Here is a 24346-nt window from a genome sequence, read left to right on the forward strand (position 1 = left end):
CAATTTTATACTCTTATTGTGTAAAAATACTTATATCTTTCCAACCATATACAAGCGTTGGTAATTCATGACCTCCAACATGCAACTTTGTGCGTTGGAGCAAGCTTCCACCCATAGCTTCATAGAAATGTTTCGCTGGATTATCCGCTAATACCTTGACAATCATTGTATTTACACCGTCCTTATAGAGCTGTTCCACAACCTTTTGAAACAACATGTTCCCTATTCCTTTTCTTTGGTAGTCTTCTAAAAGATAAATAGCATAAAGTTCACCATCATATCCAGCATATTTCCCTGTCCTTTCTTTGCCACCTGTAGCAAAACCAACCATATAGCCGTCCTTATCTTCAGCTATATGGATTGGTTGATTTACTATTTGCTCGCGCCATTTTTTTGGCTCATACGTTAAAGTTTGTAAAAATTCATCTGGCACGATTCCGCTGTACGTTGTTTTCCAGCTATCTATATGAACTTTAGCTATAGATGCGGCATCATCTATATTTGCTTGACGTGTCTGCAACTTCTTACCTCCTTTTAATAGTGTTCATTTCTTTCTATCATTTCAGCGCATATATCATGAGATAGATTCAGTATAGCCGCTTCAACGACAATAGCCGTTAACCCATGTTCTGATTGCGTTACATGCCGTTCATTCTGTTCCCAATATACAGCTTCTCCTTTTTGAACAGGTAGAAAGTATCCTTCAGCTCCTTTTACTTCCCCACTTCCTTCAACTACAAAAAGAAGCTAATCTGTTGAAGCAGCATGCTCACCAACAACACCGCCAGCTTCTAGATATAGACAACTCATTTGGATGGGCGCTTTATCAAGTTTTAATAACGGTGTAATGCTTAGATTTTTTGATTCATGTGCTGTAACTTGCTTTGCATACGCGGTTGAAAAACGATAAATTTTCATTTTAATCGTTTCCTTTCTACCATTTTTATACGTCGTCATAAAAAGGTGCAAAGGATCTCGGCTTTATTTTTATAAACCTGAAGGGACAAGTACAAACGATGGGGACTGAATGGTAATCATACTGTACAAGTATTTACAACTATCATTTGCTTCTTTATGAAAGCACCATGCGAACTGTTTGCAATTGTTGCCCAGCAAAATCTTCCGTGAATTCTTCTACTTTTTTAAAGCCTTTATGTTCATAAAAACGCGTGCCTTGCTTATTTTCTTTCTCAACCTGAATATAAATTGCTGCATTGCGATTTATTTGTTTTCCAGCTTCTAATAGTGCTGTACCTACTCCCAACCCTTGATATTCTGGCAATATATAAATAGCAGCTAATTCCATTGTTCCTTTATCTGTAACAGGAGAAAAATTTGCAAATCCAATCACCTTTGCGTCTACTACAGCAACGAAAAAATGCGATCTTTTTAACCGTCTAAGCAACATATCTTTACTATAAGCACCAGCTAAAAATGTATCTCGAGTACCTTTAGGTATAATTCCTTCATACGTGGCGTGCCAGCTTGTTACTGCTACTTGTTGAACAAATTCAATATCTGCTTCTTCCATCTTGCGTATGCTAAAATTCATGCTCAGTCTCCTCGTATGTATAAATTAGGCAAATCGTTTTTAGCCTATTGTTTTTATATGTGCGTGAACCATACTTCACAGTGAAGTCGAAGCTCTCTTCTCATACTGCTTAGACCCCTAAACGTTCGTTGCAGAACCCCGCTTACGCCTCTTCCGGGCCATTCAAAAAGCTGTTCCATCTTTTAGACTTGTGATCATTTCTTGCTTGATTTCAAAAATCGCTTTATTCATGTATTTTGTTTCGCTGTAAAGAAGGCGGGCACAAGCGATTGTATTGTTTAATTTTTTTATTCGTAAGTTTTATTTTGGCCTTCCTTTCTTCTACATGCAAAATAGCTAGTTCTTCTTTTAACACGTCAATTTCATTAGCTAATTCGATCCATTTTGGTAATACGTGATTATCCTTCATTGTTTTATATAACTGCTGTTCTTGACTAAAATTGTCACCCTTTAATTTTAGCGGCTTTCCTTTTCCTGGTAAATTTTCAAATTGTCCTTCCCTTTCTGCCCGTTTAACCATTTCACTAATGGGATCAGTATATTGAATTCGCTCATTCACTTCATACTCATTTTTCGATTCTTTATCCATCCACATCCCTCTTTTCACTTTTGATTTTATTATAGTATTCGACATATTCCATAAATAACCTGCTTCACAAAAGCGAAAAACAGGGAAAATATTTGAGAATAAAAGCTTTTTTTATTGGACAAATGCATACCGATATAACAATTCCACATTTGCTTCTACTTCTATTTGACCGGCTTGAATCGGGGTCGTAGTACTTTCAGCAGTAGCAGAAAAGGCTTTATAAGCTACTGGAGATGGTGAGGTTTGTTCTATAATTTTAAGCGGAATGGTATCTAGAACTACATGGAAATTTTGGGCAATGGTGCTGGCTTTGCGAGTTCCATCCTCTAAAGCACTTTGCAAAGCCTGATCATAAGCGGCTGCTTGCTGATCAGTTGAAAATTGAATATCAAATACGCGGTTTACTCCTTCTAGGACAGTCCTATCAATAATAGCTCCTATTGCTTCAAAATCTGTAAGCATAACTTGAAGCGTGTTCATAACCTGATACCGTTGATTTACAGGCTTTCCATCTTTATAGTCAAAAATAGGTCGGATAGTAAAGGAAGAGGTTTGTATTGCTTGTGGAGGTACACCTAATTCATTTAAAGATTGAATTACTTGATCCATGATGCGCGCATTTTCCTGTTGCGCTTTCGTCAGGGAAGGATCTTCAGTAACGACTCCTAATTGAACCGAAGCAATGTTTGGCTCCACCATTACTTTTCCTGTTCCATACACTTTCATTGTCCTATTTGAGACGGACTCAGTTCTTGTAGGCATTTGATAATAGTTGGGATACATGTGTACGGCCACTCCTTTCATGATACTTTATAACAATCATTAAAGGTTATGCGGACATTAACGTAAAGATGAAAAAGAGAGGAAGGAAGTTTAAACGGATTCGTTTTACTAATTGTGAACTTCAGCGAAAAAGTGGTGAACTTCAAACAATTTTCTTGTGAACTCCAGCGACTTTCATATAAATTCAAGCGATTTCCTTGTGAACTTCAGCGAATTTACAGAATTTGTATCCTGCTCTCTCTTAGAATCGTAAAACTTCTACCTTATATTTTCTGCCACTAGTATTTCCAACAGCGCTCATTTTTTCTTTCATAAGTAATCGTTTCATCATATGGGAAGATGGTACTTCTAAATACTCTCGAGCTTGGCGATTCGTTATATACGGTTCTATCAATAAAGCATAATCAGAAAGCGCATGTCGATGAGCTGTTTTTGATTGCTGATGACAGCTACTGCACCGCCACGTCCCATAATGAAAGTACATTTTGCTTTTCTTACAGTTAAAGCAAAATACACCTCGAAGAAGCTCATTCTTTGTCAGCGCATACTTCTGCATAACAGCAACCTCTTTTGTTGTATGGGAAGAAATTAGGAGAGAGGATAAACGAAGCAGTTCTTCTTCAGATAAGCAAGATTGCGTATATGTTTCTTGAAATAGCTCCACCTTTTCAAGTAGCTTTTCTTTTTGAATAATATGTTTTGAAATCGTCGGATCGTTTGTGAGATTTTTAAGAATGGTTTTGGGGTGAGTATAAATGACTAATTTTTCAAGTGGGACTGGCGGAAGGTTGTATTGTCGCAACCATCGAAGCAATCTCGTGTGTTGTAAATTTATTTGGTATATTGGATGAGTAAAAGCTTCTTCTTTTTCATTTACAAAGCGAATAGCTTGTCCCATGTCATCAAAAATTACATGATCTTTAATATTTTTCACTTCCAGAATGAAGAGAAACTTCGTAGAGGCAACGAGAATGTCTATTTGAAAATAGCCGTGTTCATCTTTCAAGCGAATATTATAGAAGATGAAGAAATTATGGTAGGGTAAAAATTGGAGATAATATTCAAGGGATGCTTCGCCTATATAACCTGCTCGCAATCGTTTCGCTTTACTTGTAATGCTCTCTTTTAATATGTGATGAGGTGAAATTCTTCGTGCTAATGCTTCCATTTGTAAAAGATAATGTGGAGCTTGCAATGGCTTTATTATCAATCGATCACTCCTTTTATTTAAGTTACTACTAAAATAACAGATTCGATAACATACTTCAAAAACCTGCAAGAAGTTTAAATTTATTACGCTTAGATTGTGAACTTCAGCGAAAAAGTGGTGAACTTCAAACAATTTTCTTGTGAACTCCAGCGACTTCCATATAAATTCAAGCGATTTCCTTGTGAACTTCAGCGAATTTACAGTTACATCCAGTAATCAGGATTAGCCATCCTAATTTCTTCAACAACATCGTCTAAATCCGCCGGTGTAATCGTATAAATGGAATGATCTGGTAAAGATTGTTTAGCTATTTCATAAAAGAAGCGTGTACTTCCTGGATACTCCTGATCCATAAGTAATAAGCAGGCATCGCTTTTATCCGCTAGCCATAAGTTTTTTGCTTTAAACTGGTAGGCTCCTCGATAATCGCCTCGATATACGGGCTTATAAAAATTAGCTGCTGCAACGATGGATTGGTACTTCTCTTGCAGTGGCTCCGGCCAGCGACTGTCCTGATTTTCAAACGGTGGAAATATTCCTAATTGAACATCATAATTATCTTGCAAATCCAATATCACCTCTGCAGTCCACATTTCCACACCCATTTGTCCAGATAGGATGACCCATTCCAAGCCCTCCTCGATCATCGGTATTAAACGCTTTTTTATTGCGGTCTTTACATATGTAATCCGTTCATCATCCTCTTTAAATATATTGATTTCCATTGGTTTATATCCTGTTACGGTTAAAATTTTCATTTTATACGCTCCTACTTATTGGATCTTTATTCCACTAAAGAATAGCTTTATACGATGACATCAAATTAGTGAAGGTACTAACAATACGATAACACACTTCTGCTTGGGATAATAAAGAGCTGACATATACTATGCCAGCTCTCATTTTAAGTTAACACCATTTATGTGGTGGTTGGCAATGTTTTGGCTTATGACAGCCGTAACCCATTCCAGGTGCCATTGCTCCTGCTACTTGACCATTTCCCATTCCTGGTGCCATTGCTCCTGCTACTTGACCATTTCCCATTCCTGGCGCCATTGCTCCTGCTACTTGACCATTTCCCATTCCTGGTGCCATTGCCCCTCCTACTTGAGATGGCACATTAAAAGACCCACCGTATACATCTACACTGCTATTTGTATTTTGTACAGAAGTAGAATGAGGAAATACATGCTTATTAATTGTCGTATGATGATTTTGCACCGTTGTATGCGAAGGGTGAATATGCTCTACAACATTTTCACTACATTGTTTTACACAATCATATTTTGTTGGATGAACGACCTGCTTTGGGGGACAACACTTCCCATGATGATTCCACATGAAAAATTCTCCTTTCCTGTTATAGGTTCACTAATAACCTATGGCAAGTATCACCCTTTTGTATAAGTCAATCACCTAAAAAGCTAAAATATGTTGTAAAAAAAGACTAGTCCTGTTTGTTTTCATTTACATCAACAACATAAATGTAGTAAAAACCAAAGCTAATTACTGTAAACCATAATATATATTTCCCTATAGCGTCATATAGAGAGTCAAGCAAAATATAAATAAAAATCCCCTGTTTTATGCTATAATATGATTTTGTTTCCCATATTGAATTAACGCTTCAAAGGGGTCCCCTTCTAGCCCTAGTAGTTTACAAAAAGCTGCCTCTGTATTCACCCCTGATTGTTTGAAGTGAATCACTTTCTGTTTCCATTCAGGATACTTTAACAATATTTTTTCTTCAATAATCATGTGCAAGTAGGCGTATTGCTCATTGACTGGCTGATTTTGCGCAAAAAGTTCAAAAGAGAATGATTGATAAATAAAATTCACTTTCAACACTTCCCGTTCGCGAATATTTTTATGTTTTGATGTAAATGATTCATGGTGCGAATATAACCGCTTGATCTTCTGTTCCAAACACCGCAAATCTTTAGAATGTAAAATGATATCTAAATCTGACTTAGAAGTGTGAATCCCTAACGGAAATGTACCGCATAAAATCGGATTATATGCTTTTAAATCATGCAGTACATTTAAATGCATGATTACTTCATACGCTTGCTTTTGCTGTTTATCGCCAGTTAGAAGCCTTTCATAAACGTTTAGCATCATCTAACCTCTTTTCCAAACCGGTGCATGTATGCACTCGCTCAAATGTTTGCCGAATAGATTCCTCGTTCTCCCCATTGTAATGAGCCCAAGTTTGAACAGGACGAAGCGCTTTAATCTCACTTTTTACATGTTGCATTTCACTTTTACCTTCCATAAAAACATGCAAATAAGCATAAACGGGGCGAAAATCATTTTTCTTATACCAGTCTACAACCCAGTTATCGTCTCTTGTCCATGCTTCCAAATAGGTCAAACCTTTTTCAATGGCAAGGTTTTCGACTCGGTGTAATAAATGCTGTCCAATTTGAAGCCGCTGATAATCAGGGTGTACAGCAAGATGCCAAATCATGCCTCCAAGCCCCCGTTCACCTGTACATACCTGATTCTTTTCCGTCTCATATTCTACATCGATCAGCCCAACTACTTTACTTTGATGGATAGCCACCAATTCAATAGACGGGTGCTTATAGTTTTCTTTTTCTTGTAAGACATTATCATAGTAAGCTGTTGATAGAAATGCCAATACCCTACATTGTAACCACCCTTTTTCATACTTAGGATGATAGACTTTAATCTCCAAATAATCTCCTCCAATATCTATTTCTGATTGTTTCTCTGCGCTTTCAATAAATCCCTTATTTCCTTTAATAATTCTTCTTGGGCGTTCACTTCTAGTACTTCCTCTACAGGATCTTCTTCTCTTTTACGCTTAAATTTCATTAATAACCGAATAAATAGAAATATAGAACCTGCAACAATAAAGAAATCAACAATGGATTGGATGAACAACCCATAATTAATAGTCGCACTTTTATAGGTGATTGATAAATTGCTAAAATCGATGCCATTCATCATAATGCCGATAATTGGTGTAATCATATTTTCTACTAAGGAGGTTACAATGGCGCTAAATGCTGCTCCAATTACAACGGCTACAGCTAAATCAACCACATTTCCTTTAAACGCAAATTCTTTAAAATCTTTCCACATAACGAAGCACCCTCTCTTGCCAATTTATACGTTTAATCATAGCAAAAAGTAATTAAAAAGTATAACTGTTAAGAAAGAACAACTGTCATGTAGACCCTAGCAAACAATTTCTTTTACTAGTGGGTTTTTGGTAATACTTTTGGTAGCTGCTAGCTCAATAAAATCATAGGACTGCTGGCAATGGAGGACATTACAAAAAGACTGATTATTGGTAATGACATATTTTTACATGGGGATAGCTTATTCCGCAAAACATGCCACATTACTGTATTATGTTTTACAGGCGTATCATAGATGCAAATACTATGACTCAAAATCTAAAGGGAATTTACTTTACATACCTTATACACTCAAAAGAGTCTATATCCAAAAAGAAATCAAACACTACAAATTTTTTTTACTATATAATAGATATTGCATAAAAAGATCTAGTTCATCTAGAGTAGGGGGAATCTTATAAAAACAATAGTTGTCTATTGTCATTATTCATCAAAAACTGCCCCCATATATATCATAAATGATAACTTAAATTGAATAGAACCATTATAAAAGTTGGAGGTACTATACGTCTATGGAGCAATTATTGAAACAGATTAAGCTACTAAGTGAAAAAGAACCAAAAACATTGGAGCAAATGGTACTAAAATTAACAGAAGAGGTTGGAGAAACATCACAAGCAATATTATCTTACTTAAAAGCAAATGGAAGTGAATATAAACAATTAGGTATTCATGAAGTAAAAGAAGAATGTGTAGATGTCATTCTTGTAACTTTAGCCTTATTCTATAAAGTAGCTGAAAATGAAAATGAGTTACAAGAATTAATAATAACAAAAATGGACAAATGGCAACGTAAAATGTAAAAGAGCAGAGCAATTTATTATTTACTAAGTGCTTTAGTAAAATAACTTCTATTTTTACTGCTTTTTGCATTTTCCAATATTCATTAAATAGGTTTTTAATCGAGTAAGGTGTTCCATAAAAACCTATATGGCTACCTTTTTCCCTTTATACCTCTACTCATTCATCGCTAAATAAAATTATATAATACTTTCATTTTTTGTTAAACTGTTAGTAGTAAAAATGGAGGTTAGAGGAGAATGAATGTTATTGAATTTCAACAATGGGTAAAGGAATATTATGAAAGTAGGGGCTGGTCCGAATTAGACATTTTTATTCGTATCGGTTTTTTAGCAGAAGAAACGGGTGAAGTTGCACGTGCTATAAGAGCCCTTGAGATAGGAAGGGATAGACCTGATGAAATGAAGGAAACTTATGAGAAAAATAAACAAGCGTTAACTGAAGAATTAGGGGATGTGTTGGGTAATTTAATCGTGATTGCAAATAAGTATAATATCCCGCTAGAAGATGTGTTTCAGTCACATAAGAAGAAACTCTCCGATCGTTATTTTAATGATGAGGCAAATAAAAGCTTTAACAATCAGTGGGATGAAAAAACCTCCCACTGATTCAGTTTTCACTTTATAACCCATGATGTGGATTATGCTTTTGACTTGAATGATTTGCCTTTTTCACCTTTTTAGAGCCAGCTAACGGTTCTCCATAAGGTTGCCTGGGGCTTTCAGGTAAGTCAGGGTGTGATTGCTGTTTTGGACCTTTTGGTTTACCTCCCATGGAAATCCCTCCTCTTTTCGTTACAGTTAGCATTTGTAGGAAGCGCCCAGTTTATTCCTGATAAATACGCATAAAAATTTATCTAGGATAATAAGAAGCTGAGCTACCTTTCCATTCTTCTCTCAGAATAGCATACGCATATTCATCCCACCATTCGTCTTCATGAGGAATGCATTTTTTAAAGTAGCCTTCTCTCCTCATACCAATCTTTTCCATGACACGATATGAAGGAACATTCTCTGGCTGGCAAGTGGCTACCACCCTATGTAACTGTAGCTCTTCAAATCCATATTTTAGCATTGCAAATGCAGCCTCTGATGCGTAACCTTTATTATGATATTTGGGATTAAATACCCACCCTATCTCATACGTGTGGTTGCCGAAATATTCGAAAAATTCAACGTGGCCGATTAAAGTGTTTGTATTAACTAATATTACTGGGAATTTTTTGGCTGATTTACCCATGTTCTGTTTCATACAATTCTGTGTTTCCTCTTTTGACAGCAATCCTTCCGGCATATATTTCATAACAGAGCTTTGGGACGTATAGTGGTACACTTCTTGCCAATCACCCCATTCAAAATTACGTATCAACAATCTTTCTGTTCTTATTTTCATACAGATTCTCCCTAAAATTATTTATTGACATGAACGCAAAAAATAGAATTTTTTTGCGTTCAGATGTTCCCCTTCATATGCATCATCCAAACTAACATACACTTTATAAGAAGCTTTTCTAAATAAAAAAGATATATGCCCATGTGGAGCATAATATCTTTTTTTATTTAGTCTATTTGCGTATATTCCTTTTCCCTTATGCATTCTTATTTATTTCTCATAGGCATTTGTTAATGCTGTTACGATTTGCTTTTTACGTGAGACAACTCCTTTTAACAACGCACGGCTACGCTGGTCAAGCTCAACCTTAAATGCATTTTCTACTTTCGCTTTCCCACTACCAACAGCAAGTACTTCTGAATCATTGTTCAAGATATCCGTAACAACGAATAAAAATAAATCAAGATTTTTTTCTTTAATGATATTGGAAATTTCCGCTTCAATTTCTGCTTGCATTGCATAGATTTGTTCTGTATCAACAGCATTTACTTGGGCAATTTCTACTTTTGCACCACCCATAGAAAATTCTTTTGCATCCATGGTTATTAATTCGGAAATAGACTTATCTCCTAAATCTGCACCTGCTTTTAGCATATCAAGACCATACGTATGCACATCTACTTCAGCAATTTTTGCTAATTCATGAGCCGCATCGATATCTTCTTGTGTACACGTTGGAGATTTCAAAAGTAAAGAATCAGAAATAATAGCTGATAATAATAAACCAGCAATTTGCTTTGGAACAGCAACCGCATTTTCTTTATACATCTTATTTAAAATAGTAGCTGTACATCCAACAGGCTCAGCACGGAAATATAACGGTTCACTTGTTTCGAAATTGGAAATTCGATGGTGGTCAACCACTTCCGTAATACGAGCATCTTTAATATTCGCTACACTTTGTTGAAATTCATTATGGTCAACGAGAATTACATTCGTTCCTGGCTCTACTTCCTCTATTAGCGCAGGTGCTTTTGCTGCAAAATAATCAAGTGCATATTGCGTTTCTTTACTAACTGCACCTAATCTAGCAGGCTCCACATCCATTCCTAATTGCTGTTTTAAATTCGCATATCCGATTGCAGAACAAATTGCATCTGTATCTGGGTTTTTATGTCCAAAAATTATCGTCTTTGCCATCAATCATTTCTCCTTCTAATTAGCTTTTACCACTATTAGCTTATCAAAATTCATTTAGCTTGAATAGCAATTTAATATAAATTCATTAGAATAGTCGTAAAGAATAGCCATGGATTTACTTTTTTCACACTTATTTTTATGATGGTATAGAATATTATTTTTAGATACAGTATGAAAACGAAAGGAATATCTTTAATGAAAAAAAAAGCAATTATCATTGGCAGTGGCATTGTTGGTGCTTCTGCTGCTTATTACCTTACCAAAAGCAATTGGGATGTCACCATTGTTGATAGTAAAGAAAAAGGACAAGCGACAGACGCAGCAGCAGGGATCGTTTGCCCGTGGCTGTCCCAACGAAGAAATAGGGCATGGTATGAATTGGTCAAAGCAGGTGCTAGAATGTACCCAAACTTAGTGAAATCGCTTGCTAAGGATGGTGAAAATGAAACTGGGTATCAACAAGTTGGGGCATTACATTTACATCGAGATGAGCAAAAATTAATCGCAATGAAAGAACGAGCAGACAAACGAAAAGCAGATGCACCCGAAATTGGCGATATAGAGCTATTATCTTCCGAACAAACGAAAGCACAGTTTCCTCTATTAGACGACAGCTACCGTTCTGTCTATGTTAGTGGAGCAGCACGTGTTGACGGAAGAAAACTCCGTGATGCACTTCTTCGAGGAGCACAAAAGCACGGCGCAAAGCTAATTAAAGGAGAAGCAAACTTACAAAACATTGGACAAAGTATTACAGGAGTTACTCTACAGAATGGAGAAGAGATAAAAGCAGATATCGTTATTGCTGCAACAGGTGCTTGGATGCGTGAATTACTTTCTCCTTTAGGAGTTTCTTTTCAAGTTGAAGCGCAACGAGCACAAATTTTACACGTACAACTTGCAAACCAAAATGTAGACTTGTCTACTGCACCCGTTGTAAAGCCACCCAATAACCAATATATGCTCACCTTTCCAAACAATCGAATTGTCCTCGGTGCAACATATGAAAATAATGTCGGTTACGATTGGCGGGTAACTGTCGGTGGAATGCATGAAATAATTACAAAAGCGATGGAATTCGCACCACACGTAAAGGATGCGTCAATTGTAGAAGCACGAGTTGGCTTTCGTCCTGTAACGCCAGGACATCTACCAGTTGTTGGGGCTCTCGCTGGTTTTCAAGGATTGCTATTAGCAAATGGACTTGGATCAACAGGTCTGACGATGGGACCATTTATTGGATCTCAACTAGCATGTTTAGCAATGAATATACAACCAGAGATTGACTTATCTCCTTATGATGTACGAAACGCTATGAGAAACCTGCCTTAATATACATTGGGAAAATCATGACAACATTTTTACACATTTTTTGTAAAATAGGTAATATCAATGCATGAGGTTTTCTTTCATCCCCACTCATTGTTTAGAATTCCAAAAGTAGGACCTTAATGCATTTGAACGAATCGAGTTTTTAGGAATAAAATAGGTCGGATGAAATCAAAGATAATCTATTGATCCCATCCGACCTTACTTAAAATTCTAGCAACTCGTTCATTTTACAATTAACACAGGGCATTCCACTCTTTTAGCAACTTTGTGACTGACACTACCTAACAAAAACGTTTGTAGGTTATTCCTACCACGACTTCCTAAAATGACACAATCGATATCATGTTCATTGGCATAAGTTACAATTTTCGGACCTGGTTCCCCATGTAAAACAGTAACCGTATAGTCTATTTCTCCTTCTTGTAGCACCTCTGTTACAGGTTGCATCCTTTCTTGCCTATTTTTTTCTACTTGCGTATGATCTGTAGCATGTAGCACATCTGCTTTTGCAGTCTCACCGTCAACCACATATACCACTTCTACTTTAGAAGCAAACTTTTTAGCTATTTCCACAGTATACTCAGCAGACCTCACCGAATGAGAAGATCCGTCTGCTGCTAATAAAATATTTTGAAACAAAGCTTTCACCTCACATATTATTTTTAGAAAAACTCGGATTATTACCAAATCTTTATAGCGGAAAAACGTTATCTTTCTTCTTATACTATAAACACTATTGTATAGAGAATAACGCACTTTGCTGAACTACAGATTTCGGTTACATACGCTATTTCTTTTAAAAAACTTGGCTCATCGTAAGTTTCACTTATACTTTAAATTGTTTTAATGTCCAGATGCGTTAGAAACACCGCCAATTCTCTGCTTTAAATTTCTGCTTGCTTCATTTAAACCTGTGATTTCCACACGAATATCCTGTTGAGCGAATTTGGCTTCTATTTTATCTAATGCGCCTACTGCTGAGTCGTCCCATAAATGGGTTTGTGACAAATCAATTTCTACACATTGAATATTCTCCGTATACGAAAACTTACTTGGCAAATCACTGACAGAAGCAAAGAAAAGCTGTCCTACCACATAATAGATGCGCTTGTTTTCTCCATTTACTCGTTTACTCTGTACAGTTACATGGGAAATTTTAGCCGCAAAGAAAATGGCGCTAAGAACAACACCTGCAAGTACGCCTTTAGATAAATCATGTGTATAAACCACTACAGCTACCGTTGTAAGCATAACAATGGCATCTGTGCGCGGTATTCGATGTATATGCTTGACAGAGCTCCAATCAAATGTGCCGACAGATACCATAATCATAACTCCTACTAAAGCAGCCATAGGAATCTGCACTACTAACCCGCCTAACGCAATGATAAGAAACATGAGAAACACACCTGCTACTAGAGCGGACAATCTCCCACGCCCACCAGACTTGACGTTAATAACTGATTGTCCAATCATCGCACAACCTGCCATGCCGCCAAAGAAACCCGCAACAATATTGGCAATACCTTGTCCGCGACTTTCTTTATTTTTATCACTCTCTGTGTCTGTCATATCATCTACAATACTTGATGTGAGTAGTGATTCTAATAACCCGACAATAGCTAACGCAAAGGAGTAAGGTAAAATAATCATGAATGTTTCCCACGTAAATGGAACAGATGGAATTAAAAATGCAGGTAACTCTTGCGTTAGTGCTCCCATATCGCCAACCGTACCAACTTGAATATCACCGAAAATAACAATAGCTGTTACGACCACAATTGCCACTAGAGCTGACGGAACTGCTTTCGTAATTCTTGGTAATAGGTAGATAATCGCTAAAGTTACGCCTACCAACGCGAACATCACCCAGCTTTCACCTTGAAAATGGGGGATTTGCGCTGTGAAAATTAAGATTGCCAACGCATTTACAAAACCAACCATTACTGACCTGGGAACAAATTTCATCACTTTAGCAAGCTTGCAAACCCCAAAAATAATTTGAATAATACCAGTTAAAATGGTTGCTGCTAATAAATAATCTAACCCATACGCAGCAACTAATCCTCCCATTAGAAGAGCCATTGCTCCAGTTGCAGCGGAAATCATACCTGGACGCCCTCCGACAAAAGCAATCACTACTGCGATACAAAAGGATGCATATAATCCAACCATCGGATCCACACCAGCTATAATAGAAAAAGCAATTGCTTCTGGAATTAATGCTAAGGCAACCACAATTCCAGCTAAAATATCCCCTTTAACGTTACCAAACCACTCCCGCTTCCAATCTTGTACTATCAAATAGTTCTACCTCTTTCTATGAGTATTCTTCAAGCCTCTCTAGCTTGATCCGTAAATAACCTTAGCATTATAGCATAAGATTATCTTTCACTAAACACGAAAGAAAGCGGGTACATTTTCATCTATATTTATTTTACTTTGATTTACTTTGTTATACTACCTCATTTGTTAAAAGTAATCTAATTAACATATTTACATGCACATAAAGGTTTGGTAAGCTAACTTTATATTTAATACCATTGAACATGAAGATACATTGGGGGAGAAATTGTTATGAAAGGAAAAATAGCTGTTTTTGCAGTAATTATTTTTACAATGATTGTACTTATATTATGTTGGTTTTGGTTGCAGGATGTAATTACTGATTATGATTTAGAACGTACTTCTCCTGTATATGGTGTAATACCGCAAACAACAGAATTGCTTCCAGCTGATATCGATTGCAAGCAGTTTTAGAAAAACTTAGCTTTTTGTCACATCTTTCTATCTATGGGCTACGAACAGGCAGCAGTAAGAAAAAACTGCATAGATCAGGTAGCCGTTTTCCTAATCGATGGTTACTCACCCCATCCGAGCTATCCTGATCCCCTACCGCGTACAAGATAATAGTAGCAAGCATAACACCTTTCCATTTCTTTTTTATTATTTATACCAACTTAATGCCCGCTGCTCTACATCTTTTACATAATCATTTTTTCCGCTCATATATTTTTCGATTTGATTTGGGTATTTTTTAGCCAAAGTCAGTTTTAAGTTTCCATATTCTATAGCAGTCGAGGGGTGGTGGATTAAATAATTCCTAAATGCGATATGCCGTTCAATATGACGGTCTCCTTGTTGAAACATATGTACATGATGCATCCGCTTGTATTCACCTTTAATAAAGAATCTTCTTCCTTCTATACCATATTCACCTAATGCATGATACCCTAGATTTTCCATACCTTCTATATACTCACCTACTTTCTCAATGGACTTTACTACTGGCATTATATCTATAATTGGTTTAGCAGCTAAACCCGGCACAGCTGTACTGCCAATATGATGTATCGTAACTAGTTCCATTTGAAATAACTCTTTTATATCTGTTGCTTCTTGTACAAAAAGTTGCTGCCACTGACTTTGATATGGAATAACTACTACTTCGCGCATCGATTTATCTCCTCTTCCCGTTATTATAATGAGGCTCCTGTGAATGAGAAGCCTCATTGCATATATCACTCTCTTAGGCAAGCTGTTAACACCTTCCCCTAATTCATTCGAAAAACATATATTGCGCGTATGCTACTGTTTAATAACCGAAAACTATTCCTCTTTATCAGCAAAATAAGCATCTATAATCCGTTGCCCGATTGTTTGGTTAATCTGATGTTTTCCATTAACAATCCCAGTGTGAGGTACAATAATAGCAAAAGCCATTTCAGGGTCATCATAAGGTGCATAACCAACAAGCGTGAGATTTTCTGTATCAGCCTTCTTTTCTCCATCGGCATAATAAGCGTTTTGAGCCGTTCCTGTTTTTCCAGCAACTTTATAACCTCGATACTTGGATGTTCCGAAAAAACGTACAGATGTTCCTTGTGATTCATTGAACACTTGCCTAAATCCTTCTTGAATACGTTCAATATTTGATTTACTCATATCAATACGATTTAATACTTCTGTACCCTTACTTTCATAAACAGAACCTAATTGATCTTCTGTTGGCGACGGATTACGAATTTCCCTTACTAAACGAGGGCGAACACGATTGCCATCATTTGCTATTGTGGAGACATATTGTGCTAGCTGTAATGCGGTGTAGTTGTCATACTGCCCAATGGCAAAGTCCATCAATAAACCTGGTTGAAATTGTTTATCGCCAATTACTCCTTTTGGATCTTCAGGATAATCGATACCGGTTCGGCTACCTAAACCAAATTGTTGAAAATAACTACGCATTTCATCCCATGCTGCTACATCAAATGCAGCGCTTTCTCCATTGGGAAATGGATAACGATGTTCCCCTCCCATTTTTAATGCAATATAAAACATATATACGTTTGATGAACGACGTAGTGCATCAAAATCATTTACTGAACCTAAATCATTATAAGATCCTTTCGGAGCACCAGATGCAATCTTTATTTTCCTGTCATGAAATACTTGCCCTGGAGAAATAACGCCAGACTCATAACCTGCTAAAACGGTTGCCCCTTTTATAGAAGATCCTGGCAAATGCGCATCATGAATTGCTTTATATGGAGCGTTATTATATTTATTTTTTTCCTTATCATACAATACACCGCTGACAGCGAGTAACTCTCCTGTTTTTGGATTCATAACTACCGCCATCGCATCTGACATGTACTGATGCTGATAAGGATGCTTTTGAATGGTTTTCTGTAACTCTGATTGTAATATTTCATCTACTTTTTTTTGTAAATCCATATCAATGGTTAATATAAGATCCTTCCCAGCCATTCCTTCCACAGCTACTTTTGAACCTATTGTGGTACCATCTTTCGTCGTAGTGTATTGTACTTGCTCCTTTCTACCTCGTAAAGCGTGCTCATAATATTCTTCAATCCCACTAATTCCAACGCGATCATTCCGACTATATCCTCTAGTTAAATAGTATTCCAGTTTTTCTTTTTGCAGTCCCCGTTCTTGAGATGTAATCTTACCAGCAAGGCTTTTAAAAGTTTCCTCATATGGGTATTTACGCTCCCAATCTGCAATCGCATTGACGCCAGGTAAATCACTTAAATTTTCTGACACTTCAGCGTACTCTTCCGCAGTTACACCTTCATTCTTAACAATCTGTGGCGTTAATGCGTATGCTTTATCTAATTCCTTTTTAATAGCAATAATTAACCTATCTTGCTCTGACAAGTCATTCATCTCGTGCTTCTTTATTCGTTCTAGGGCAAGATCATATTCTTCTGTATCATCTAATTTCTTTCTTTCTTCATCCGTAAGTCTTTCTATTACTTCTTTTTTATGATTCAAGTAATAATACTCTCTTTTCAATCTTTCATTAATGTCTGCAACATCTTTTACTTCAACGGAAATGAGCTTAGCTAACTTTTCAGCTACCTCTAATCTCTCTTTCGCCTGCGTTCTTTTAGCCGGAGTATAAGTAATGGCATATCGCGGTTCATTTCCAACAACTAGTTGATGGTTTCTATCATATATTTGCCCACGTGGCACTGGCACTTTCGTTGTATCATTTACCGTGCGATCGATCTCTTTCTGAAATTCTTCGCCCTTCAGAATTTGCACAATACCAAGCTGAAAAATTAAAGCTGCAAACATAATAAACATAATAAAAAATAACAAATTCAATCGAAATGGCAGCTTATCCTTCCGTTCTTTTTTCTTTATTCCCTTACGCATTGCTTTCCCCCTTAATTAAATTATTCCCCTGTAAAGAATGCCCTTTTCAATTATTTTAAAATTTCCACTTGTTATGCCTTTTGAATTGATCATATCACGTTACAAATACACCATCAACCAATAATTTCCTTTTAGAAGCATGTGTTAATTACACGTCGTTAAAATAGTGGCTGTTATTTTTTCATCACTTACACCTTTACTGAGTGACCCAAAAGCAACTCTTCTGTTAATACAGAATACAATCATTAACAATTTTGTCGAAAGTACGTTACAAAAAATTCAATATTTCCTTCGTTACAAACTAGGTTTTAATTGTATAGTATTAACAGGAGGTCCAAATGTCATAGTATAAAGGGGCTAATTCTGTTTATAAAGTTCCATTTTTGCTTTCATAGTAGGATACAATCATGCAGGCGAGAGATTAATGTCAAGACATCCTTATATTAGAGATATTCTCATTAACTAAATTTTGCTCGCATGATATTTTTGGAAACTATTTTTTGCGCTTGCAACCGAACATAGGTCTTATCGATCACATACATTTATTTTGCAAAGCTTTCCATACATCTGAAATGGTTATAAAATCAATCTTCATAAACAGAATGCTTGTCATTATTTAAATTGTTCAATAGCGAACATTACGAGACGTACGGAGCATAATACATTTGGCTCACTCCATACGGGGATGTTTAAACAAGAGACACATTCCACTACTAATCGGATTATGAGATCTACTGAAAAAAGCTTAACCCCACACAGAATGGGAGGAAGGAGAACCTTTATGGACGTTATTATGTTATCGCGAATCCAATTCGCATCTACAACCATTTTTCACTTTATTTTCGTGCCTTTATCCATTGGTTTAGTATTTTTAGTTGCACTCATGGAAACATTGTACGTTGTAAAAGGGCAAGAAAAGTACAAAAAAATGGCAAAGTTTTGGGGACACTTATTTCTTATTAACTTTGCCGTCGGAGTCGTTACCGGTATATTACAGGAATTTCAATTCGGGATGAACTGGTCTAACTATTCTCGCTTTGTCGGTGACGTATTCGGTGCACCACTCGCAGTTGAAGCACTATTAGCTTTCTTTATGGAATCTACTTTTATAGGATTATGGATTTTCGGTTGGAAAAGACTTTCTAAAAAAGTACACCTCCTATGTATTTGGCTTGTATCTATTGGAACGATTATTTCTGCGTTTTGGATATTAGTCGCTAACTCATTTATGCAATATCCAGTCGGTTATGAAATTAACAATGGTCGCGCCGAAATGAATGACTTCTTAGCATTAATTACGAGCGGTCAAGTATGGGTGGAGTTCCCACATACTGTATTTGGATCATTAGCCACAGGAGCATTTTTAATTACAGGTGTAAGTGCTTGGAAATTGCTTAAAAAACAAGATACAGATTTCTTTAAAAAATCATTTCATATCGCTTTAGTTGTTGCAATTATTTCCGGTTTAGGTATTGCCTTTACTGGTCACGCTCAATCGCAATTCTTGGTAGAAACACAACCAATGAAGATGGCAGCAGCAGAAGGTTTGTGGGAAGACAGCGCTGATCCTGCTCCATGGACAGTGTTTGCTAACATTGATACGGAAAATCAAGAAAACTCCTTTGAAGTCAATATCCCATATATATTAAGTTATCTTTCCTATAGCGAATTTAGCGGAAGCGTGGAAGGAATGAAATCCATCCAAGCCAAATATGAAGAGTTGTATGGAGAAGGAGACTATATCCCTCCAGTTAAAACAACATTCTGGAGCTTCCGTATTATGACGTTCACAGGCGGGTTAATGATCGTATTAGGACTATATGGTGCTTACTTAGTAAAACGTAAAAAGCTAGAACAAAGCAGAAAGTATTTAAAAACGATGCTTTGGGCAATTGCTTTACCGTTTATTGGAGGAACAGCCGGCTGGATCATGACAGAGATTGGTAGACAACCTTGGGTCGTATTTGGAGAAATGCAAACACAAGACGCAGTTTCACCAAACGTAACCGCTGGGCAAGTCCTGTTCTCACTCATCTCATTTAGTGCCATCTATTTGATCCTTGCACTTGTGATGGCTTACTTGTTCGTTCGAGTAATCAAAAAAGGCCCTGTTGAAGAAGAAAAAGATGTCAAACTAACAACAGATCCTTTTGGAGAGGAAGGGTATGGTTCCTATGCTAAGTGAGGTATGGTTTATTTTAATTGCTGTATTGTTTGTCGGATTCTTGTTTTTGGAAGGCTTTGACTTTGGTGTTGGCATGGCGATGCGTTTTGTTGCTAAAACGCCAGTTGAACGTCGGGTATTAATTAATACAATTGGTCCTGTCTGGGACGGAAATGAAGTTTGGCTAATTACAGCAGGTGGGGCGATGTTTGCTGCATTTCCAAATTGGTATGCCACTTTGTTCAGTGGCTTATACATGCCACTAGTAATCATGCTTCTCTTGCTCATAGGGCGCGGAGTAGCATTTGAGTTTAGAAGTAAACTAGATAATCCTAAATGGCGGGACACTTGGGATTGGACAATCTTTATTAGTAGCCTATTGAACCCATTATTATGGGGAGTTGTGTTCGCCGCATTGATGGCAGGCTTACCAATTGATAGTGAGATGAATATTTACGCTTCTGTCTTTGATTACATCACACCGTATACGTTAATTGGTGGAATTGCAATTACATTGCTCTGCTTTTTACACGGGCTATTCTTTATCACGTTGAAAACTACAGGTGACCTACAAAGTAGAGCTCGTGAAACTGCCAAAAAAATTGTTTACGCTGTTGGTATAGCTTTAGTTACCTTTGTGGTTGCATCTTATTTCTACACAGATATTTTCGAGGTGAGAGGTGCCATATTAATTCCAATTTTTGCGCTTATTGTATTGGCAGTTGTCTTAGCTGGAAGTTTTGCTAAGAAAAGTCGTGATGGTTGGGCATTTACGATGACCGGATTAACTATCGCGCTCACAGTAACGTCTGTATTCGTCGGTTTATTCCCACGTGTAATGGTAAGTAGCTTAAATCATACTTTTGACTTAACGATTCACAATGCAGCTTCAGGAGACTATTCGTTAAAAGTCATGACCATTGTAGCCGTCACTTTATTACCTTTTGTACTTGGTTATCAAATCTGGAGTTATTATGTATTCCGTAAACGTATTAAAGAAGAGGAGCATTTAGAATACTAATGAAGAAAATGATGCGTAATCATTTACTAACGTACAAAGGGGTAAAACCGACACTTGCCATTGTTATTTCCATTACAATCGTGGAAGCAATAGCCATCATTCTGCAAGCAAAATGGTTAGCAGAATGGTTATTTCGCTTATTTAACGGCGAATTATTTCAAGAAACATGGAAGTTAGGCGTTTTTTTTCTTATTGCCTTTGTTACAAGGTATCTTATGGGTACATTAAAGAAAAAAATAACCTTCCAGTTTGCTGAAAAAACAAGAGTGGAAAAAAGAAAACTATTATTGGCCAAGCTTTTTGCGCTTGGCCCTAGCTACACGAGTAAACACGGTACAGCCAAGTTAGTTAATTTAGCTATGGAAGGCGCAAACCAACAACGTACTTATTTAGAATTAATTATTCCCAAGATGATTGCTGCATGTATTATTCCACCAATGGTACTCATTTACGTTTTCTTTCAAGATAAACTGTCAAGTATCATTTTATTTTTAACCGTTCCTATCATTATTGCATTTATGATTTTATTAGGATTAGCTGCAAATAAGAAAATGGAGCGTCAATGGCATTCTTATCATTTATTATCCAATCATTTTATTGATTCTTTACGGGGATTAGAAACATTAAAGTTTTTAGGTAAAAGTAAATCACATGGAGATACAATTGAAAAAGTGAGTGATGAATACCGAAAATCCACTATATCAACATTACGAATTGCTTTCCTTTCATCTTTTGCACTTGACTTTTTTACGATGTTATCAGTTGCCTCTGTTGCTGTAGGGTTAGGATTACGTCTCATTGAAGGAAATCTATTATTAGATATTGCATTAGTCGTATTAATTTTAGCTCCAGAGTTTTTTCTTCCTATAAAAGAAGTTGGAGCAGACTACCATGCAACATTAAATGGACAAGAAGCAGCCAAAGCAATTGATCGGATATTAGCAGAGCCTGTTCCTGAGAATCATTCCGTTATTACCAACTCCATTGCTTGGACAGCTAACAGTACCTTAAAGCTTTCTTCTGTTAGTCATTCCCATGACGATAACGGCTTACAAGCTCTATCTACCATTTCCATGCAAGTAAAAGGTTTTGAAAATATTGGTATTGTTGGTGCAAGCGGTGCAGGAAAGTCGACTTTAATTGATATATTAGGTGGATTTTTAACACCTAATCAAGGGCGTTTTCGCGTCAATCAGCAAATTTTAGATAGCTTAAATACAGAAGCTTGGCAGCGTCAAATCACATACATTCCACAGCGTCCATATATTTTTAGTCAGTCGGTTGCAGATAATATTCGATTTTATGAACCAAATGCATCGGATGAAGATGTGTGGCAAGCTGTTCAAGATGCAGAATTGGATAAGTTAATCCATACCTTTCCAAATGGTATAGAACAAGAAATTGGTACTGGCGCACGTGCAATTAGCGGCGGTCAAGAACAACGTGTCGCATTGGCCCGAGCTTTTCTTGGTAATCGCCCTATCCTGTTATTAGATGAGCCGACTGCCCATTTGGATATAGAAACGGAATACGAATTGAAACAAACGATGACAACATTATTTAAAGATAAATTAGTCTTTTTTGCAACGCACCGGCTGCATTGGATGGAGCAAATGGATAAAATTATTGTGTTAAAAGATGGCGTCATTGTAGAAGTGGGGACACCACATGAATTATTGCTTCGTCGCGGAGAATACTATGACCTCGTGCTATCACAATTGGAGGGAGTACAATGAAAGCATGGATTATTCCATATGTAAAAATGCATTACAAAGGGCTAGCAGCCAGTATTATTATTAGTTTATTAGCTCTAGCCTGTGGTGCAGCGCTTATGTTTACATCTGGATACTTAATTTCCAAATCCGCCTTAAGACCTGAAAATATTTTAATGGTCTATATTCCTGTTGTTTCAGTGCGAGCCTTTGGTATTTTTCGAGCGGTATTTCACTATCTTTCTCGATTAACGAGCCATGATACGATTCTGCGCGTACTAGCAAATATGCGTAGCAGATTGTATCAAACGTTAGAGCCACAAGCAGCTTTTATTCGTTCTCGTTTCCAAACTGGTAGGATACTAGGCGTATTATCAGATGATATCGACCATTTGCAAGATTTATTTATTCGTACGATTTTACCGAGTATCACTGCGCTTGGTATGTACGGCATCGCTATTGCTTGTCTAGGCTGGTTTGATATGGTGTTTGCTTCACTTATGGCAATACATCTCTTTTTTATCGTTGTGTTCATTCCGTTGTTTTCTTTGTGGACTAGTCGAAAACGTACAGCTTTAATAAAACAGGGGCGCTATGATCAATATCATATATTAACAGATGGATTACTTGGCATTAAAGATTGGATGATTGCTGGAAAACCAGATGAATTTACGAAGCATGATACAAAAAAAGATCAAGCTGTTGCCATTGTTGAGCGACGCGTTAAAAGTGAGCAACGAATTCGCGACTTATTTCTTCAGCTCATCATTGGTGCGATGGTGATTTCCATGGTGTACTGGTCAAGTTCGATGGTAGCTGAAGGAAATATGCACGTGACATTAATTGCTGCTTTCGTTTTAGTTACATTGGCTATTGCAGAAGCTTTTTTGCCCGTATCTGAAGCCCTAGAACAAATTCCAGAATACACAGAATCGCTAACAAGATTAGAAACGCTCGAAGAAACAGATCAAGAAAAGGTTACTACTGAGTCAAACATATCTTTACCAGAAACATCTAACTCTGTTGATATTCAGCTTGATCATGTTGCCTTTCAATATCCGGGCTTTGCCAAACAAATTTTAAAAGATGTTTCCATTTCGATACCTCAAGGAAAGAAATTAGCTTTGTTGGGAAAAAGTGGTGCTGGAAAATCAAGTATCATCCAACTAATTTGTGGTTCTTATGCACCAACAAAAGGAAATGTTACACTTAACGGCATCGATGCAACAGCTTACGGCGATTCTCTATTTGAAATCGTATCGATTTTAAATCAACGACCTCATTTATTTAACACGACGATTGCTAATAACCTACGACTCGGCAACCAAAAAGCAACGGATCAAGAGATTGTAGAAGCGGCTAAAAAGGTGCAGCTCCATGATTATATTATGAGCCTGCCAAAAGGTTATAACACGATGATGGAAGAATCAGGACAAATTTTTAGTGGCGGTCAACAACAACGAGTAGCATTAGCAAGAATATTATTAAAAGGCTCTCCTGTCGTTATTCTCGATGAGCCGACAGTCGGCTTAGATTCAAAAACAGAAGCTGACTTGTTACAAACCATTTTTTTAACGCTTGATGATAAAACCGTTATTTGGATTACACATCATTTAGCTGGTATGCAGCGTATGGATGAAGTTGTCTTTTTAGAAAACGGCTATATTCAAATGCAAGGTTCGCACCAAAAACTACTAAGCACTTCACAGCGATATCAAAATTTATACTATTTAGACGTCCCACCATCAATTCGTAAAATGGTGCAAATTTAGTTTAGAAGGTTTCAGTTATAAATAAT

General features: G+C 36.9%; 26 protein-coding genes. 8 read left to right on the top strand and 18 right to left on the bottom strand.

Features of this window, described 5'->3' with window-relative positions:
• Positions 1-13: 13 nt before the first annotated feature.
• The 11 genes from D9780_RS12060 to mscL all read right to left on the bottom strand — a co-directional run bounded on the left by D9780_RS12060 (position 14) and on the right by mscL (position 7245).
• The gene (locus tag D9780_RS12060; protein WP_116277426.1) at positions 14-520 is read right to left on the bottom strand and encodes a GNAT family N-acetyltransferase; all 507 of its coding nucleotides are present in this window, start codon (positions 518-520) and stop codon (positions 14-16) included.
• Between the two features lie 227 nt (positions 521-747).
• A complete protein-coding gene (locus D9780_RS21130) occupies positions 748-918 on the bottom strand; it encodes a hypothetical protein (RefSeq protein WP_162985858.1) in 171 nt (56 codons plus the stop codon).
• Positions 919-1072: 154 nt separating this feature from the next.
• Positions 1073-1552 (bottom strand): GNAT family N-acetyltransferase, encoded by a 480-nt coding sequence (locus D9780_RS12070; protein ID WP_121640245.1) that lies wholly within the window; start codon positions 1550-1552, stop codon positions 1073-1075.
• Positions 1553-1775: 223 nt separating this feature from the next.
• Positions 1776-2141: a DnaJ family domain-containing protein gene (locus D9780_RS12075; protein WP_162985859.1), complete on the bottom strand. Its 366-nt coding sequence runs from the start codon at positions 2139-2141 to the stop codon at positions 1776-1778.
• A 111-nt stretch (positions 2142-2252) separates the two neighbouring features.
• A complete protein-coding gene (locus tag D9780_RS12080) occupies positions 2253-2924 on the bottom strand; it encodes an SIMPL domain-containing protein (RefSeq protein ID WP_162985860.1) in 672 nt (223 codons plus the stop codon).
• Positions 2925-3165: 241 nt separating this feature from the next.
• Positions 3166-4134, bottom strand: a complete 969-nt coding sequence (locus D9780_RS12085) for a nuclease-related domain-containing protein (RefSeq protein WP_121640248.1) — start codon at positions 4132-4134, stop codon at positions 3166-3168.
• A 203-nt stretch (positions 4135-4337) separates the two neighbouring features.
• Complete coding sequence (locus D9780_RS12090; RefSeq protein ID WP_121640249.1) at positions 4338-4892, bottom strand: SLOG family protein; 555 nt, start codon at positions 4890-4892, stop codon at positions 4338-4340.
• A gap of 151 nt (positions 4893-5043) precedes the next feature.
• Positions 5044-5475 (bottom strand): spore coat protein, encoded by a 432-nt coding sequence (locus D9780_RS12095; RefSeq protein WP_121640250.1) that lies wholly within the window; start codon positions 5473-5475, stop codon positions 5044-5046.
• A 243-nt stretch (positions 5476-5718) separates the two neighbouring features.
• A complete protein-coding gene (locus D9780_RS12100) occupies positions 5719-6255 on the bottom strand; it encodes a DUF4269 domain-containing protein (RefSeq protein WP_240458677.1) in 537 nt (178 codons plus the stop codon).
• Positions 6236-6835, bottom strand: coding sequence for a GNAT family N-acetyltransferase (locus tag D9780_RS12105; protein WP_121640252.1), 600 nt, complete (start codon positions 6833-6835; stop codon positions 6236-6238). The genes D9780_RS12100 and D9780_RS12105 overlap by 20 nt, the downstream gene beginning before the upstream one ends.
• Positions 6836-6852: 17 nt before the next feature.
• Positions 6853-7245, bottom strand: coding sequence for a large conductance mechanosensitive channel protein MscL (gene mscL / locus D9780_RS12110; protein ID WP_121640253.1), 393 nt, complete (start codon positions 7243-7245; stop codon positions 6853-6855).
• Positions 7246-7816: 571 nt separating this feature from the next.
• Between mscL and D9780_RS12115 the strand changes: the two genes are divergently transcribed.
• Positions 7817-8107 (top strand): MazG-like family protein, encoded by a 291-nt coding sequence (locus D9780_RS12115; RefSeq protein WP_116277416.1) that lies wholly within the window; start codon positions 7817-7819, stop codon positions 8105-8107.
• A gap of 237 nt (positions 8108-8344) precedes the next feature.
• Positions 8345-8713 carry a MazG nucleotide pyrophosphohydrolase domain-containing protein gene (locus D9780_RS12120; protein WP_121640254.1) on the top strand — a complete coding sequence of 123 codons (369 nt, stop codon included), beginning with the start codon at positions 8345-8347 and terminating at the stop codon, positions 8711-8713.
• Positions 8714-8726: 13 nt separating this feature from the next.
• Here the strand turns inward: D9780_RS12120 and D9780_RS12125 are convergent, their stop codons facing one another.
• The 3 genes from D9780_RS12125 to D9780_RS12140 all read right to left on the bottom strand — a co-directional run bounded on the left by D9780_RS12125 (position 8727) and on the right by D9780_RS12140 (position 10637).
• Entirely contained in the window at positions 8727-8879 is a 153-nt protein-coding gene (locus D9780_RS12125) for a small acid-soluble spore protein P (RefSeq protein ID WP_073008587.1), read from the bottom strand.
• A 78-nt stretch (positions 8880-8957) separates the two neighbouring features.
• The gene (locus D9780_RS12130; protein ID WP_121640255.1) at positions 8958-9497 is read right to left on the bottom strand and encodes a GNAT family N-acetyltransferase; all 540 of its coding nucleotides are present in this window, start codon (positions 9495-9497) and stop codon (positions 8958-8960) included.
• A gap of 210 nt (positions 9498-9707) precedes the next feature.
• A complete protein-coding gene (locus tag D9780_RS12140) occupies positions 9708-10637 on the bottom strand; it encodes a manganese-dependent inorganic pyrophosphatase (RefSeq protein ID WP_121640257.1) in 930 nt (309 codons plus the stop codon).
• 195 nt (positions 10638-10832) lie between these two features.
• Between D9780_RS12140 and D9780_RS12145 the strand changes: the two genes are divergently transcribed.
• Positions 10833-11969 carry an NAD(P)/FAD-dependent oxidoreductase gene (locus tag D9780_RS12145; RefSeq protein ID WP_121640258.1) on the top strand — a complete coding sequence of 379 codons (1137 nt, stop codon included), beginning with the start codon at positions 10833-10835 and terminating at the stop codon, positions 11967-11969.
• Positions 11970-12191: 222 nt separating this feature from the next.
• Here D9780_RS12145 and D9780_RS12150 read toward each other — a convergent pair whose 3' ends face one another.
• Together D9780_RS12150 and D9780_RS12155 are read right to left on the bottom strand one after the other, a co-directional pair.
• Positions 12192-12608, bottom strand: a complete 417-nt coding sequence (locus D9780_RS12150; protein ID WP_073008598.1) for a universal stress protein — start codon at positions 12606-12608, stop codon at positions 12192-12194.
• A gap of 204 nt (positions 12609-12812) precedes the next feature.
• Positions 12813-14273 carry a SulP family inorganic anion transporter gene (locus D9780_RS12155; RefSeq protein ID WP_121640259.1) on the bottom strand — a complete coding sequence of 487 codons (1461 nt, stop codon included), beginning with the start codon at positions 14271-14273 and terminating at the stop codon, positions 12813-12815.
• 273 nt (positions 14274-14546) lie between these two features.
• Between D9780_RS12155 and D9780_RS12160 the strand changes: the two genes are divergently transcribed.
• Entirely contained in the window at positions 14547-14729 is a 183-nt protein-coding gene (locus D9780_RS12160; protein WP_121640260.1) for a hypothetical protein, read from the top strand.
• A 186-nt stretch (positions 14730-14915) separates the two neighbouring features.
• Here the strand turns inward: D9780_RS12160 and D9780_RS12165 are convergent, their stop codons facing one another.
• Positions 14916-15425, bottom strand: a complete 510-nt coding sequence (locus D9780_RS12165) for a GrpB family protein (protein WP_121640261.1) — start codon at positions 15423-15425, stop codon at positions 14916-14918.
• 153 nt (positions 15426-15578) lie between these two features.
• Positions 15579-17651 carry a peptidoglycan D,D-transpeptidase FtsI family protein gene (locus tag D9780_RS12170; RefSeq protein WP_121640262.1) on the bottom strand — a complete coding sequence of 691 codons (2073 nt, stop codon included), beginning with the start codon at positions 17649-17651 and terminating at the stop codon, positions 15579-15581.
• A gap of 781 nt (positions 17652-18432) precedes the next feature.
• Here D9780_RS12170 and D9780_RS12175 point away from each other — a divergent pair.
• Genes D9780_RS12175 through cydC form a run of 4 tightly spaced genes read left to right on the top strand, consistent with a single transcriptional unit; the run spans position 18433 to position 24320 of the window.
• Positions 18433-19836, top strand: coding sequence for a cytochrome ubiquinol oxidase subunit I (locus tag D9780_RS12175; protein ID WP_121640263.1), 1404 nt, complete (start codon positions 18433-18435; stop codon positions 19834-19836).
• Complete coding sequence (gene cydB, locus D9780_RS12180) at positions 19817-20836, top strand: cytochrome d ubiquinol oxidase subunit II (protein ID WP_121640264.1); 1020 nt, start codon at positions 19817-19819, stop codon at positions 20834-20836. Before D9780_RS12175 ends, cydB begins: the two co-directional genes overlap by 20 nt.
• An 11-nt stretch (positions 20837-20847) precedes the next feature.
• On the top strand, positions 20848-22572 hold the full coding sequence (cydD, locus tag D9780_RS12185; protein WP_121641489.1) for a thiol reductant ABC exporter subunit CydD: 1725 nt from the start codon (positions 20848-20850) through the stop codon (positions 22570-22572).
• The gene (gene cydC / locus D9780_RS12190) at positions 22569-24320 is read left to right on the top strand and encodes a thiol reductant ABC exporter subunit CydC (RefSeq protein WP_121640265.1); all 1752 of its coding nucleotides are present in this window, start codon (positions 22569-22571) and stop codon (positions 24318-24320) included. The genes cydD and cydC overlap by 4 nt, the downstream gene beginning before the upstream one ends.
• Positions 24321-24346: the final 26 nt, after the last annotated feature.

This window comes from Virgibacillus sp. Bac330 (assembly GCF_003667845.1).
GTDB lineage: Bacteria > Bacillota > Bacilli > Bacillales > Amphibacillaceae > Virgibacillus > Virgibacillus chiguensis.